Source organism: Paraburkholderia sp., from assembly GCF_049581445.1.
Lineage (GTDB): Bacteria > Pseudomonadota > Gammaproteobacteria > Burkholderiales > Burkholderiaceae > Paraburkholderia.
In genome coordinates this window covers 34,433-48,263 of the sequence record NZ_JBAURZ010000315.1, presented here as the reverse complement: position 1 = coordinate 48,263, position 13,831 = coordinate 34,433, and the positions used below count along the sequence as shown (strand labels likewise).

Below are 13,831 nucleotides of genomic sequence, written 5' to 3'. Positions count from 1 at the left end.
ACGCCGAAGCGCGTAGCGCGGCTGCGGATGCACCGGGTGCGCCACGGCCGCCGTTCCATGGCTGACGGCCACGCTGCGTCCCGTACCGCCCGACACGCAGGGCAGCTTTGAATTCAACGCCGCGCCTTGTGCGCGGCTTTCCTTATCCGTTCACTTTTGATTCCGTCCGCTGCCATGCATGACAAGATCCTGATTCTCGACTTCGGTTCGCAAGTCACCCAACTGATTGCACGTCGCGTCCGCGAGGCGAACGTGTACTCGGAAATCCATCCGTACGATGTGGACGCCGCCTTTATTCGCGACTTCGCGCCGAAGGGCGTGATCCTGTCCGGCGGCCCAAGCTCGGTCACTGAGACCGATACGCCGCGCGTGCCGCAAGCCGTGTTCGAACTCGGCGTGCCGGTGCTCGGTATCTGCTACGGCATGCAGGCCATGGCCGAGCAACTCGGCGGCAAAGTGGACAACGGTCACCTGCGCGAATTCGGTTATGCCGAAGTGCGGGCCCGCAACCACACCAGCCTGCTCGAAGGCATCAGCGATTTCTCTACGCCGGAAGGTCACGGCATGTTGAAGGTCTGGATGAGCCACGGCGACAAGGTGCTGGAAATGCCTGCGGGCTTCCAGTTGATGGCTTCCACCGAATCGTGCCCGATCGCCGCAATGGCTGACGAGGCGCGTCACTTCTATGGTCTGCAATGGCACCCGGAAGTCACGCACACCGTGCAAGGGCGCGCCATGCTCGAGCGCTTCGTGCTGAAGATTTGCGGTGCGCAACCCGATTGGGAAATGGGCCATTACGTCGACGAAGCGGTCGCGAAGATTCGCGAGCAGGTGGGCAGCGAGCACGTGATTCTGGGCCTGTCGGGCGGCGTGGATTCGTCGGTGGCGGCGGCGCTGCTGCATCGTGCGATTGGCGATCAGCTGACCTGCGTGTTTGTCGATCACGGTCTGCTGCGTCTGAATGAAGCTGAGCAGGTAATGGCGACGTTTGCCGACCACCTGGGCGTAAAGGTGATCCACGTCGATGCGAGCGAAGTGTTCCTGTCCAAGCTCGCTGGTGTGACCGATCCGGAAGCGAAGCGCAAGATCATCGGCGCGGAGTTTGTCGAAGTATTCCAGGCCGAAGCTGCCAAGTTGACGGACGCGAAGTGGCTGGCGCAAGGCACGATTTATCCGGACGTGATCGAATCGGCCGGTAAGGGCAAGAAGGCCACGCAGACCATCAAGAGCCACCACAACGTGGGCGGTCTGCCGGAAACGCTGAATCTCAAGCTGCTCGAACCGCTGCGCGAACTGTTCAAGGACGAGGTGCGCGAACTGGGTGTGAAGCTCGGTCTGCCGCCGGCGATGGTCTATCGCCACCCGTTCCCGGGTCCGGGTTTGGGCGTGCGGATTCTCGGCGAAGTGAAGCGTGATTTTGCTGAGCTGCTGCGCCGTGCAGATGCGATTTTCATCGAGACGCTGCGCACCTTTATCGACAAGGAAACCGGTAAGTCCTGGTACGACCTGACGAGCCAGGCCTTCGCGGTGTTCCTGCCGGTGAAGAGCGTGGGCGTGATGGGCGATGGCCGTACGTATGAATACGTCGTAGCGCTGCGCGCGGTGCAGACGCTTGATTTCATGACCGCACATTGGGCGCATCTGCCGCATGAACTGCTGGGGCATGTGTCAAACCGGATCATCAACGAAGTGCGCGGTATCAACCGGGTTGTGTACGACATTTCGGGGAAGCCGCCGGCGACGATCGAGTGGGAATGATTTAGACTGTTCCCAAGTCGTTTCGGGAGGTCCGGTTTTTGCTGTTTTTCCGTTAAAAAACAGTGGGTTACTGTCCGTTATGATCCGTTGTTGCGGCAGACGCGACTATCCGTGCCGGCGAGGATGCGGTGGGGTATGAGGAGATGCTGGCCGCACCCGGCGCTGGTGGTCTGCAGCCGCGGCACTTCCTGGTCAAGGTCGCCTACGCTGGTGCGCAGCTTGAGGGCTCAATGCAGGACGTCACAGAACGGCATCAGGCGAACTACGCGTTAGTTTTTTTGGCAGACCACGATCCGTTGACAGGTGCGTTGAACCGGCGTGGAATTGGCAAGTTGATGGAGCAGACAGTTGGCGGATTGGCGGGCGAGAGCGCTAGACGCGTCATCGCTTATCTGGATCTGGACCGTTTCAAGCTGCTTAACGACCTGTTCGGTCATCATGTTGGTGATGAAGTCCTGAAGCAGGTCTGCCGGCGGGTTGAAGCGGGGCTACGTCCGACCGACCGGGTTTGTCGCATTGGCGGCGATGAATTCGTCATTCTGTTCGGTGCAATCCCGATCGAATTGGCAACACAGATATCGCAAACGATCATCGACGAGATCGACCGGAGGCCATACCAGATAGATCGACGCGCGTTCCACGTCCGCGCGTCGCTGGGACTTATCGAAGCGCCCGCGGGACTGGGCACGGAAGAGGCGATTTCTGCTGCTGATAGTGCATGCCGTGAAGCGAAGCTCAACGGTAACGGGAAGGTGGTCGCTTATCGGCGCGACGCTCCGATGTTTGTGGAGCGGGCACGCGAGCTCAGCCTGATGGAGCGTTTCAATGGCGAATTGCCGTTGGCGGGGCTGTTTCTGGAAATGCAGCCGATCATGTCCATGAAGACGCCTTATGAGGCGCTCGACTTTGAAGTATTGCTGCGGATGCGCGGCCCCGACGGCACGGTGATTCCACCCAGCAAGACAATTGCGGCCGCGGAGGCCAATGGAACGATCTCCGCGCTAGACAAGTGGGTCATGGAAACGACCCTGGAGTGGATTGACCGCAACCGCGACAAGCTCACCCACACCTACTTTGTTTCTGTGAACGTCAGTGGCGCATCGCTGAACGACGAACACTTCGTCACGGAGATCGACGAACTCTTCCATCGTTACCGGCACGTGGTTCCGCTGCTATGCATCGAGATCACGGAGGGGGTCGCACTACATGACCTGAACAATACCCGGCGTCTTGTCGATCGTGTGCAACGTCTTGGTGCCAGGGTCGCGCTCGATGATTTCGGCGCCGGCTATACCTCGTTTCCCTACCTCAGGGATCTGCCTGCCGATGCGATAAAAATCGACGGCGGCTTCATCAAAAGCATCAACGAACTCTCCGCGAACGCGGCGATCGTGGAGGCTGTCGTTGGATTGGCGCGCAATCTCGGAATGCAAAGCATCGCGGAATGGGTCGAGGACGCGACCACACTCGAGATTCTGCAAGCAATGAATGTAGATTATGTTCAAGGATTCGCCATCAGTCGTCCGCAACCTTCCGAGGTGATTCTGGCCGCCAGTTCGGCGGCCGACTTCATCACAGACCCGGCAATCCTGGCTCTGATCGGGCCGCGCATCATCACGCCGGCTCAGGATGAGCATTCGCCCCAGTCGTTGCATTAGGCTGATTGCACACGCAAAGCATTCAGACTGTGGCGGCAGCGGTTTCAACGCTGTCCCTCTTGAGTATCTTTTCCAAAATTATGCCCCGCCAATGATGGTCCGTTTTTGCGCATCCTGACGGTGAGCGTTTACGGGAGGCGAATCCCGGTCCCGGACTCGACGATCGCCCAGAGGATGAGGCGCTCGGCTTCCTACGGTGCGCGCGCCGCGTCGCCGCAGACTCGTGCAGCGACAGCACGCTCGCGATATCGTAAAGCGAAGTAACTCTGTCACTACCCAATGCCCGCCAGGACAGAGCGTGAGCCTCCGTGTTGACGCTTTTACTTCGCTATACGTCAATTCGACGCCTGAAATCGTGCTCACGGCACCAATGAGCGCCTCCAGGTCTTTGCGCTTGCTCATTACAGTCCACCAGATTGTTGGGCCGAATACTTTAACCGATTCGCCGAGCCTATTTGCACCAGAACCAGAACAGGCACATCGTTTCCGTCGGCCCGTAGCCACTTCAGGAGTTCGGTGCCGGCGACCCGGGGTAGTCCGAGATCCAGCACGATCAGCGCGTAGTCAGTGGTTTCCAGCGCGAGCTTCGCCTGGCGGCCGTCTGGAGCCCGGTCGACCGCAAAGCCCACGTGACGAAGCCCAGCTAAGACGCCACTGCCAATCAGATCGTCATCTTCGACAAGGAGGATTCGCACGTTGGAGCGCTGAAATGGATGGCTGCCGACTTTGCCGACGCGGTAATGCAAACGCCCGTTATTACAAGTTTAACGATGTCAGGACCATGAAAGCACATGCCGTCTTCTTGCATAAGGTTCCCTTCAGGTTTGGCCGCTACCATCAACGCACAATGCGGCTATGTATAGCTGTGCCTTGAACCTGGACGATGCGCGTCGGCTGATCGATCGCTATAAGGAAAATGAAATCGCTTTCGATATTTCCGCTTATCCGTACCGAGAAGCTGCGCCATGAAACAAGGTTTGGCTACCGTTGCTCCTGAGCGTTGCCTGTCTATACGGCGGCACTCATCGAGCAGGCGGCGGTAGCCGGTCAGTCATTCGGCGCGGACGCGCTAGCGGACTGGCATGACCGCCCCAGGCTGCACATTCCCTGGCGAACACCAGGGTCACAGCCGGCGTGTTCGGGGAGCCACTAGCTGGTCACGGCGGATGAACGGCGCAACGAGTGTCTCAATCGAATGAGCTCGAACTACACATGAATGATGGCAGCGAAGACCGGGCCTCTATTTTTAGCCGTCTGTAAATCGTGGGAGAGGCGATGAACCCGGAGGGAATTCACAAGGCCGCCTTGTTGATGATGTCGCTCGGCGAAGACGACGCGGCTAAAGCCTTCCGGTTCCTCGGTCCACGTGAAGTGCAAAAAGTCGGTGCCGCGATGGCCGCGCTGAAAAATGTTACACGCGGTGCTGTTGACGCTGTGCTGCAAGACTTTATCAAGGAAGCAGAAACACACACCACGCTATCGCTTGACTCGAAGGATTACATCCGGTCGGTGCTGACCCGGGCGCTCGGCGAAGAGAGGGCCGGCGGCGTGATCGACCGTATTCTGCTGGGTGATGACGGTGGCGGCATCGAGGGCCTGAAGTGGCTGGATGCGCCGGCCGTCGCGGAACTGGTCAAAAATGAACACCCGCAGATCATTGCGACGGTCCTCGTGCATCTGGATGCGGATCATGCATCTGATGTACTCGAATGCTTCACCGAGAGGACGCGCACCGACGTGATGCTGCGCATCGCCACGCTCGACGGTATCCAGCCGTCCGCCTTGCGTGAACTCGATGAGGTGATGACGGGGTTGCTGTCTGGCAGCAACCATGTGAAACGCAAACCAGTGGGAGGCGTTCGTGCCGCTGCGGAAATCCTCAACTACGTGTCAAACCAGCACGAAGAATCGGTGATTGAAAACGTGCGCGGGTACGACGTCGATCTGGCGCAACGGATCGTTGACGAGATGTTCACGTTTGAGAACCTGGCCGAATTGGATGATCGCGCAATTCAGCTACTGTTGCGATCTGTCGGCACGGAGGAATTAGTGATCGCCCTGAAGGTAGGGCCTCCTGCGCTACGTGAGAAATTCACGGCGAACATGTCGCAACGCGCGGCTGACCTGTTTTCCGAGGATCTGGAGGCACGCGGCCCGGTGCGCCTCGCAGAAGTCGAATTGCAACAGCGCAAGATTGTGCAGGTCGCACGCGACCTTGCCGCGAGTGGCGACATACAGCTGGGCGACAAGCCGGGTGATGCCTATGTCTAGATCCCGGAAGGCACAGCCGCCTGCGAGCAGATTTGTACGGAGGTGACATGCTCACGGCTTATAAAAGCTACGTCTATGAAATAGACATCAATCGCGTGGGCGATGAGTGGTGCGCTATCGGCCGGGTCGGCCGCCTTGTCGGGACGATTTTCGTGAGTACCGCGGAACGCAGCAAACACTCAAGGGGATCGGCTCTCACTCTTTCGTTGGCCCTGGAAAAGGAACTTCAAAAAATGATTGAGGCACTCGTTTGAGACCGCTTACGAAAGCGTCTAAGCCAAGCGCGTCGAGTCGCATTGGTCGTCGCTGCCACGTACCGCGAATTACACCAACCATGTCACGCCATCGCCCATCCCGTTTCCGACTCACTTTCGCCGGCATCACCGCGGCTGTGATTTTTAGCACGGTAACCGGCTGCAGCGACGGGATTTCAGAGGCCGACGTCGCTTTCGTTTCCGCCGAGACACCGTCGCAGTTCGAGTCACTACGGATGTACAGCGCCGCCCCGCCTAGCGGCAACGCTCACCTCCCTGGCCGGCTTCACCAGGGATGCATGGCAATCATCCGCTCCCAGGGTCGGGATGTGCGCGAGACAGTGATTCTCGAGGACGATCCGGGCGCATCCTTCGATCTTGATGTCGCCCGTACATTCAGCGGGTGGCACGTTACGTCGGATGGACTCGCACCGCCGAGCGCCGATTCCATCGCTTTCCGCACGCAGTTCACCAACTGCGTGAGCGCGGTCCAGGACAAGTATGCAGCCGAACCGGAAAAAGCTCCCTTCGAATAATCATTGACGGTGGCGGTCGCCCGTTCATCGTTACCCTCGTTGTCGAGCAATACGAAATGGTTGCGGATTCTGCGTTTGCGGCGCTGCATCCGCGCTATTGGCCTCTACTGATGCAATTTGATGCACCATGTTTCGATCATGCGCCAAATATTGCCTTAGCGCGCGATAGGCCCCAAATCTGGCGGATTGACTTTCTAAATGGGTATCCGCAAAAATGTCTGACCATAGCGACGAAAACGGTTGGGGCGTTGTAGAGCAGAACGTTCAGAAACTGATGGAGGGGATCGGGCTGCCACCAGGCTTTGTGCGATCCATCTATGAAGAGCTGGATTGGTCATTCGTCATTCAGTTACACGCACTGATAGAAGCCGCCTTGGTCCATGCCTTGACTAAGAAGCTCGGCGGCGAGCTTGAGGAGCTATTTGTCCGTATGTCGACATTGGGTCGGCCCGGGCGGCTTGAGTTCGCGACGGCGTTGGGATTGCTACAGCCGGTCTCAGTCAAGTACATCAGGGTTTTGGGGCGAATGCGGAATGCATGCGCTCACGGCATTGAAAACGCAGTCGATTTCTCAGTCGAAGATTGGCTTTCGAAACAGAACGACCGAGCCGGGATTGTTCTGGACCTGTGCAGTGGTCCCGCAGGGGAAGCAGCAGTCGTCACGATGGATGGCAAGTTCACAACGAGAGGGAACTACCTGCGCGAACATCCAAAGCTAGTGATGCACTGGCTCGGAGGGGCGGTAGTGGCCGAGTTGTATGAGGGCGGTGAACTAGGTGCGCTGCAACGGGAGCGAACGAGGCTTCTTGAATAGAACTATAAAGGCTCTGTTGCAATAGCGGAGGCCGCTATGCTGCGGGACCTTACAGGATGATGTGTGAGATTGACCCGCTTCGACGGATAGCGCGCCAAACTCCATGCGCACCGTTAAAGCTCAGGCACAGCCGTGCCTTCTTCCTGCATGCCTATCTGGTTCAAACCCACGAGATGCTGCAACCGATAATCATGGTCGGCTACGAACGGATCGCCCTATCAACCAACCGCTGCCCAGATCAAATATCGTCTTGGAAACGCATTTGTGACAGCCGTGCGGGCAATCCTGTCCCGTGGTTGCGCTATTCGAGCACTACATGCGTCATTCTTCTCTGACGCGGCGCCTCCACGCTCGGTTCTTGTTATCTGCACGGGCCGTATTGGCGACGTACTGCTCGCTACGGCTGTCTCGCGCTCGCTAAAAGCGGGCTGGCCCGGCACGCAAATCGACATGCTGGTCTTCAGCGGCACGGGCGGCGTGTTTGGCGAGAAGGTCGTGATTCCGCCGTTTGCGGTGTCGCACGCCTGCGTGGAGACCAGTGCCGCCAAGCTGATTGCGCACGAATTGCGCTGGAGCCGGACGATTCGGACAGTCAACCCAGTGGGGCATCTGGGTTCGTCGTTGACGCATCCACTCGCTTTTGCATTGCTCGCTACGGCACTCTCGGGCGGGGCAGCATGGGCGTGGCCGCTTGTGGCGGCGGCGCTACTCGCGCGCCTTGCGTTGAAAGTCCAGTCCGATCATGCACTGCGGCAAGCGTATAGCGACCTGTGGCTGCTGCCGTTCTGGGATATCGTGTCGTTTTGGATCTTCCTGGCGAGCTTCTGCTCGACACGGGTGATCTGGCGAGGCTTCAGCTTCAAGGTAGACGGTGACGGTTTGTTGTCGCCGGTTCAGGATGAGTAGGGCAATGAAGCATCTTGGTCGTCTTGCAGCACTGGTTGGTTTGATCGCATCGCTCTGGCTGGTGGTACACGACAATCCAGGCGCGGTGCTTGGCCTTATGCGTGCTGCAGGCGCGGGGTTGGTGCTGGCGGGGCTCGCCCATGTACTGCCGATGCTCGCGAACGCGTGCGATTGGCAAAGCCTGATCCGCGGCGCGGGCCGACCGGGTCTCGCGCGCATGTTGCATCTTGTCTGGCTTCGCGAATCGGTCAACAGCATGATGCCGGTGGCGCGTATCGGCGGCGGGGTGGTGTCGTTTCGCCTGATGCGGCGACGCGGTTTGCGCGGCTCGACTGCGGCGGCGAGTCTGGTGGTCGATATGCAACTCACGCTGATCAGCCAGCTGCTATTCATGCTAGTCGGCATTGGCTTCCTGTTTGCTCACATGGCCTCCGGCACATTACGCCTCGCCGCCGATCTGGCCTGGGGCATCGTGGCGCTCACGCCGCTGCTAGTGCTGTTTGCGCTGGTGCAGCACGCGAGCCCGTTCGAGCGGATTACGCGCATGCTGAACCACGCGACCAGCGGGAAGCTTACGGCGCTCGTCGGCCAGTCGGCGCACATCGATCGGTCGATCAAGCTCATCTGGCGTCGCCGCGGCGTGGTGCTGCGCTATCTGTTCTTCTGGCAACCACTGCAGTGTGTATTGACCGCGCTGGAGATCTGGCTGGCGCTTTACTTTCTCGGTGCGCGGGTGAGTTTTACCGAGGCAGAAGTGATCGAGTCGCTGATTCAGGCGGTCAGTAGTGCGGCGTTTTTTGTACCGGCTGGGCTGGGGGTGCAGGAGGGTGGCTTCATCCTGATCGGCGGCGCGCTCGGGCTCGACGCTTCAACTTGCCTCGCGCTTGCAGGCGCCCGGCGGATTCGCGACCTGCTGATCTTCGTGCCGGGTTTGTTTGCCTGGCAGATTGCCGAATCCTCCGGCCAGGCACATGTCCGGCTGGTCAACGCGCTCTCGCTGAGAAGGGTGGCGCGCAGCCGCAATGAAGCAAAAGACTTGCGAACCTAACACCGCCCTGGCTTCTCGCTTGACCTTGTCTTGGAGAACGCGCATGTGGATCCTGTTTCCTGACATCTGGGTAGTCGATGAAAACGCTTTTTGTGCTTTTTTCGGTACTCTTCCTTGGTGCCTGCACAACGATCTCGTCGGTAGTAACGGAGCACGATGGGAGGTTCCGGGTAAGTGCTACGAGCAGAAATCCCTTTGAGTCGTGGAACAGCGTGATGGACTCTAGCCGGCGCTACGCACAGACCTTCTGTAGTGGACGTGACAAGGGGATGTCCGAGGTGAACCTGAGTACCTTTGCATTTCCACTGCGGAGCGCCTGGGAGGCCGATTTGCTCTTTGTTTGTGTCCCACGGTGGCGTTAGGGTTAAGTGTCACCAGCATTCATCCACGAGCGGTGTCACGGTTATCCGATCAATCCGTGTTTCCTGCCTGCACAGCGCAACTTTCTTACGCTGGCTCATCTGTAGATCACAGGCACGTGGGGATCATTCACCTACTAAACCTCCCAGCGGATGAAATGCAGCAAGCCCCGCTTAGCACAGTAAGCCAGGACCACCGATGCGTGCCTGGGCAATCGCGCTAGTACTGCTTGGCGTGGTGTTTCCGCTGATGAGTGCAACACCCGGCGCGGTCTGGCTTTCCGATCGCCTGGCGTTCAACCGTTCAGTTAGCCCTGTGTACCCCGATCAATAACCGAACCACTGTCACTGAAGAATAAACGTGAGGATCACTTTGAAGACCCTGCTGCTCGCCGCGCTGTGCGGCTGCGTCACGCCCGCCATCGCCGCACCGAAGGCCGTCATGGTTTCGGACTGCTGGATACGCGCGTTGCCCGGCGGCCTGCCATCCGGCGGCTATTTCAGCGTCATGAACATGAGCAGCAAGCCCGTCGATCTGACGGGCGTTGAAACCGACGCCTTCGGCATGGCCATGCTTCACCAGTCCCAAAGCAATGGCAGCACGTCCACCATGGTCATGATCGCCAAGGCGACGGTCCCGGCGAACGGCACGCTCAGGTTCGCGCCAGGCGGCTACCACGTGATGCTCGAAAAGCCGAAGCACCCGCTCAAGGTCGGCACGTCGATCCCGCTGACGTTCTCGTTCAGCGACGGCGAGAAGGTGACAAGCGAATGCGCAGTGAAAAGCGCCGGCGCAGCATCGGACTGACGAGCGGAAGTCCAACAATCTGCCGTGGCGCGAGCATTCAACATTTGCGCTCAAACGTGATCGCCGCGGCAGACATTGTCCCAATGTTCGCGGGTCTTTTTCTCGAACGCGAACCGCATCTGAACGCCGGCCGCAAGATTACTTACGAGCACGCAGAACAGTGAACAGCAGGCTTCGAGTCGTGTTGTGGCCAGGAAAATGCGGACGTCCGAAACACCCCGCAATCAGTCATCGACGTCACGTCGGGGCGGAAGGCGGCTGCGGTTCCACAGAGGTCCTTCACGGCGCCCGGCAACGTTGCGGTGTGCACTTCACTTAAGAGGCAGGGCGATTACAATCTGGGTTTGCACCGGTGCTATTGGCATAAGTTTGCTTATCTGAATAGTTTTGTTCTTGTGCCAAACTGGCCCTCATGAAAACGCTCCTCAACTCAACCAAACCTATGCAACCAGTCGCCGCCCGCTTTCGCGGCGCTGATGAACTAGAAGGGAAGAACGAGGTGAGGCCGTCATGTTGTCCAAAGCGGGCTGCTAAGGGACAGGGCATGCGCGCGGGTAACGCACATCGAGTGCGGAACCCTTGATGGACTGGTAGGCGGCGGGATAAATCAACATGACGGAGGCTCCTTTATCAGGCTGGCGGACAGGTCACGCAGAGGGACGCCGCCGCTTCGCCGCAGTTGCGCTGTTGACATCTTCGATCCTGGCGCAGCGGCGCGCTGTTCAAAAACAGATCGGCCGCATCCGCAACCGGAGAACTCTCTGAAAATACGCTGCGGCCCAAAGCCTATAATTGACTGCGCGGGCTGACCTATCCACAGTTGGGCCAGCACAGGTATTTCCTTGCGTATGCCGAAACCTTGATGGGAGCTGGTAGCGGAACCCGCACAGGTGCTGCCTTGCGATCTGGGCACGCGCTATGGGGAAATCCGAATGTGCGGAGCTGATCACCCGTATCGAAGCCGCGGTGAGCAAGGTGCTCGCGTTTATCAAGGTGGCCGATGCCCCGTTCCGCATCACGGGGTGCTGGGTTAACGTGCTGGACCCCAACGCTGCACACGCCATGCACAGCCATCCTAACAATTTTCCGACCAATGCCTGCTATGTGCAAACCCAGGAAGGTGCCGACGCGATCAGTTTTCACGATCCCCGCCCTCAGGCTGCCATTATTCGCCCTCCGGTCATTAAATTGATGGCGTACAGCGCCGACCAGGTGGTGGTGACCGTGAGCGACCGCACCTTGCTCGTGTTCCCCGCCTGGCTGGCCGTATTCGGTGTCGGTGAACACGAGCGCTCGCCCGTGCAGCAGCGTCAGTTTCAATGTCATGCTCACTGCCTACGACAGGACCATGAGCCCGCCGTTATGGGGCCACGACTGGCTGCCAGCCCTGCGAGGTCGAATTTTCACACTCATTGGAGGCTCAAATGACGACAGTAATCATCCCCCGGAACGACGGTCCATATCATATCAAGGGCGACTTCACGCTCACCAGTCAGGGCGGAAAACCTATCAAGGTGGATAAGGATGAGGTGTGGCTATGTAGATGCGGCTACTCGCAGAACAAGCCATTCTGTGACGGTTCGCACAAGAAGGCCGGGTTTCTGAGCAACCTCGACGAAGCGCCAAATGAAGGCAAAACACCATGATGCATCGCGTCAATGGCCAGCGTGACGTGCATCATGTTTGTCACGAATCTGGACTGCGCACCAGACCCTCGTCAAGGTGACTATACTGAAAGAGGCCGCCCTGATTCAGGCGTGCCTGGCTTGAGCGGCACGCCACGAACAGGGATGTCGACGCGTAAACGCCGGACCGCGGGGAGAAACGTATGTTCAAGCATCTGCTAGTGCCGACCGACGGCTCGGCACTCTCCGAAGCCGCCATTCAGATGACGATGACGCTCGCGATGGAAAATGGCGCGAAAGTCACGGGGCTCCATGTCACCCCGGAATTTCATGTCCTCGCGTACGGGACCGAAATGATCGCCGACGAAGAGGAGCGAGTCGTTCAGTCGACCCGGCGGCGTGCGGACGACTACCTCGCGGTCATCACCAGAGCGGCCGCGCAAGCAGGTGTCGAGTGCGATACGGTTGCGACGAACCGCGCCCACCCGTACGAGGCGATTATCAGCGTCGCTGCACAACGAAACTGTGATCTCATCGTCATGGCGTCCCACGGACGAAGCGGTATGCGCGCCTTGTTGCTCGGCAGCGAGACTCAGAAGGTCCTGACGCACAGTCAGATCCCTGTCCTCGTCGTCCGGCAGTCGGCGCAAACCACAATGCACGGCAGAGTGGAATCCACCAGTCCCGGGACGTATAACCCTTGATTCAAGGCGGAACCTCGTACGGTGTCGATGCCGACAGGCGGTGATCTTCCACGGGGCCACCGACGGTGAAATGATACAGACTTTGCCAGGTACGATCTTTCACTCCGAGCAGTGTGTGCATTTCATCATCAAAAAAGCAGCCAATCCCCGTGGCCCGCACGCCGGCGGCTTCCGCTTCGAGATAGAGCGTCTGGCCGAGCATGCCGCATTCCCAGAAAAGGTGGCGGTAACACCACGGCCGCTTCAAGGCGATTTCGAATCTCGCGATCATTGCCAGGGCAAAGCAGGAATCAGCGCCTATATCCTGGTGACAGCAGATCGACTTTGCCGCGGCGCGCAAATCGTAAGGCAGCAAAAAATAGAGCGGTAGATCGTCTGGCCCGGTCTTTTGCCAAAGCCATTCTGGACGCAGGGACTGCTTGAGAGCTGCCAGCGCCTCATGATTCCTGACGAGGATGTACAGGCCCGGCTCCAGACCGTCCACCCGATGCACCAGGAGCGCCGCATGCACCGCAGCAGGGGACGTGAGCACATTCCACGGCGGCGTGTCGCGTCGTGCCAGGAGGCACGTCAGCATGCTGAAAAACTCCGCCGCGGTGATGAACGTGGTGCCGTCAAAATTCACGGCACTGCGACGCTGCCGTGCGATTGCGGCAAAGCTGAGGTCGAGGGAGGGTGGGGCGGGCGACGGACGCTGTTGAGGATCCGGCGAGGGCCGTTCGCGCGTGTGGGCCTTATGTGTGGCGATATGGATCGAATCGATATCCGGCCAGGTCACATGTCCGGCGCTCAGCTGATTCGCGTGTCCATGCCACTGTGCCTTCTCCAAAGCGGTACGCATGCGCTCAAGTTCAGGCGATGATCTAGGGGGGCCGATCCAGAGCAAAGCATCCGGCGCCTCTGCTTCGGCCCCCCCGAAATCTTCGCTGCGGTCCAATCCGAGCAAGCCGGCCACTGCATCATCCGCAACTGCTTCCGCGAGTCGCGTCTGCCAGCCGAGCGCAGCGGCTGCATAACTCACCGCAGCGATGACATGGCCGCAATCGTGCTGACAATAACGCCAGGCGCGCATGCCATATTTCCAGGCCTC

Annotated in this window: 13 protein-coding genes and 2 pseudogenes; 13 read left to right on the top strand and 2 right to left on the bottom strand. The window is 59.0% G+C overall.

Annotation, left to right across the window (positions count from 1 at the left end; translation table 11 throughout):
• Positions 1-174 precede the first annotated feature (174 nt).
• Positions 175-1,758, top strand: coding sequence for a glutamine-hydrolyzing GMP synthase (gene guaA, locus WCA85_RS26470; RefSeq protein WP_424067823.1), 1,584 nt, complete (start codon positions 175-177; stop codon positions 1,756-1,758).
• Positions 1,759-1,901: 143 nt separating this feature from the next.
• Positions 1,902-3,416: a putative bifunctional diguanylate cyclase/phosphodiesterase gene (locus WCA85_RS26465; RefSeq protein ID WP_424067822.1), complete on the top strand. Its 1,515-nt coding sequence runs from the start codon at positions 1,902-1,904 to the stop codon at positions 3,414-3,416.
• Between the two features lie 446 nt (positions 3,417-3,862).
• On the opposite strand, the pseudogene WCA85_RS26460 reads toward WCA85_RS26465, so the two are convergent.
• Positions 3,863-4,111 (bottom strand): annotated as a pseudogene (locus WCA85_RS26460) (response regulator); the annotation flags it as partial.
• A 580-nt stretch (positions 4,112-4,691) separates the two neighbouring features.
• Between WCA85_RS26460 and fliG the strand changes: the two are divergent.
• The 11 genes and pseudogenes from fliG to WCA85_RS26405 all read left to right on the top strand — a co-directional run bounded on the left by fliG (position 4,692) and on the right by WCA85_RS26405 (position 12,741).
• Positions 4,692-5,687, top strand: a complete 996-nt coding sequence (gene fliG, locus WCA85_RS26455) for a flagellar motor switch protein FliG (protein WP_424067821.1) — start codon at positions 4,692-4,694, stop codon at positions 5,685-5,687.
• 47 nt (positions 5,688-5,734) lie between these two features.
• Complete coding sequence (locus WCA85_RS26450; RefSeq protein WP_424067820.1) at positions 5,735-5,941, top strand: hypothetical protein; 207 nt, start codon at positions 5,735-5,737, stop codon at positions 5,939-5,941.
• A gap of 299 nt (positions 5,942-6,240) precedes the next feature.
• Complete coding sequence (locus WCA85_RS26445) at positions 6,241-6,477, top strand: hypothetical protein (protein ID WP_424067819.1); 237 nt, start codon at positions 6,241-6,243, stop codon at positions 6,475-6,477.
• A 214-nt stretch (positions 6,478-6,691) separates the two neighbouring features.
• Complete coding sequence (locus WCA85_RS26440; protein WP_424067818.1) at positions 6,692-7,291, top strand: hypothetical protein; 600 nt, start codon at positions 6,692-6,694, stop codon at positions 7,289-7,291.
• 483 nt (positions 7,292-7,774) lie between these two features.
• Positions 7,775-8,197 (top strand): annotated as a pseudogene (locus WCA85_RS26435) (bacteriohopanetetrol glucosamine biosynthesis glycosyltransferase HpnI); the annotation flags it as partial.
• Positions 8,198-8,201: 4 nt separating this feature from the next.
• The gene (locus tag WCA85_RS26430; RefSeq protein ID WP_424067817.1) at positions 8,202-9,245 is read left to right on the top strand and encodes a lysylphosphatidylglycerol synthase domain-containing protein; all 1,044 of its coding nucleotides are present in this window, start codon (positions 8,202-8,204) and stop codon (positions 9,243-9,245) included.
• Positions 9,246-9,803: 558 nt separating this feature from the next.
• Positions 9,804-9,938 (top strand): hypothetical protein, encoded by a 135-nt coding sequence (locus WCA85_RS26425; protein WP_424067816.1) that lies wholly within the window; start codon positions 9,804-9,806, stop codon positions 9,936-9,938.
• Between the two features lie 27 nt (positions 9,939-9,965).
• Entirely contained in the window at positions 9,966-10,412 is a 447-nt protein-coding gene (locus WCA85_RS26420) for a copper chaperone PCu(A)C (RefSeq protein WP_424067815.1), read from the top strand.
• Between the two features lie 918 nt (positions 10,413-11,330).
• A complete protein-coding gene (locus tag WCA85_RS26415) occupies positions 11,331-11,840 on the top strand; it encodes a putative 2OG-Fe(II) oxygenase (RefSeq protein ID WP_424067814.1) in 510 nt (169 codons plus the stop codon).
• On the top strand, positions 11,837-12,058 hold the full coding sequence (locus WCA85_RS26410; protein WP_424067813.1) for a CDGSH iron-sulfur domain-containing protein: 222 nt from the start codon (positions 11,837-11,839) through the stop codon (positions 12,056-12,058). The genes WCA85_RS26415 and WCA85_RS26410 overlap by 4 nt, the downstream gene beginning before the upstream one ends.
• A 182-nt stretch (positions 12,059-12,240) precedes the next feature.
• Positions 12,241-12,741 (top strand): universal stress protein, encoded by a 501-nt coding sequence (locus tag WCA85_RS26405; protein ID WP_424067812.1) that lies wholly within the window; start codon positions 12,241-12,243, stop codon positions 12,739-12,741.
• 1 nt (position 12,742) lies between these two features.
• Here WCA85_RS26405 and WCA85_RS26400 read toward each other — a convergent pair whose 3' ends face one another.
• Complete coding sequence (locus WCA85_RS26400) at positions 12,743-13,813, bottom strand: SagB/ThcOx family dehydrogenase (protein ID WP_424067811.1); 1,071 nt, start codon at positions 13,811-13,813, stop codon at positions 12,743-12,745.
• Between the last annotated feature and the right edge of the window lie 18 nt (positions 13,814-13,831).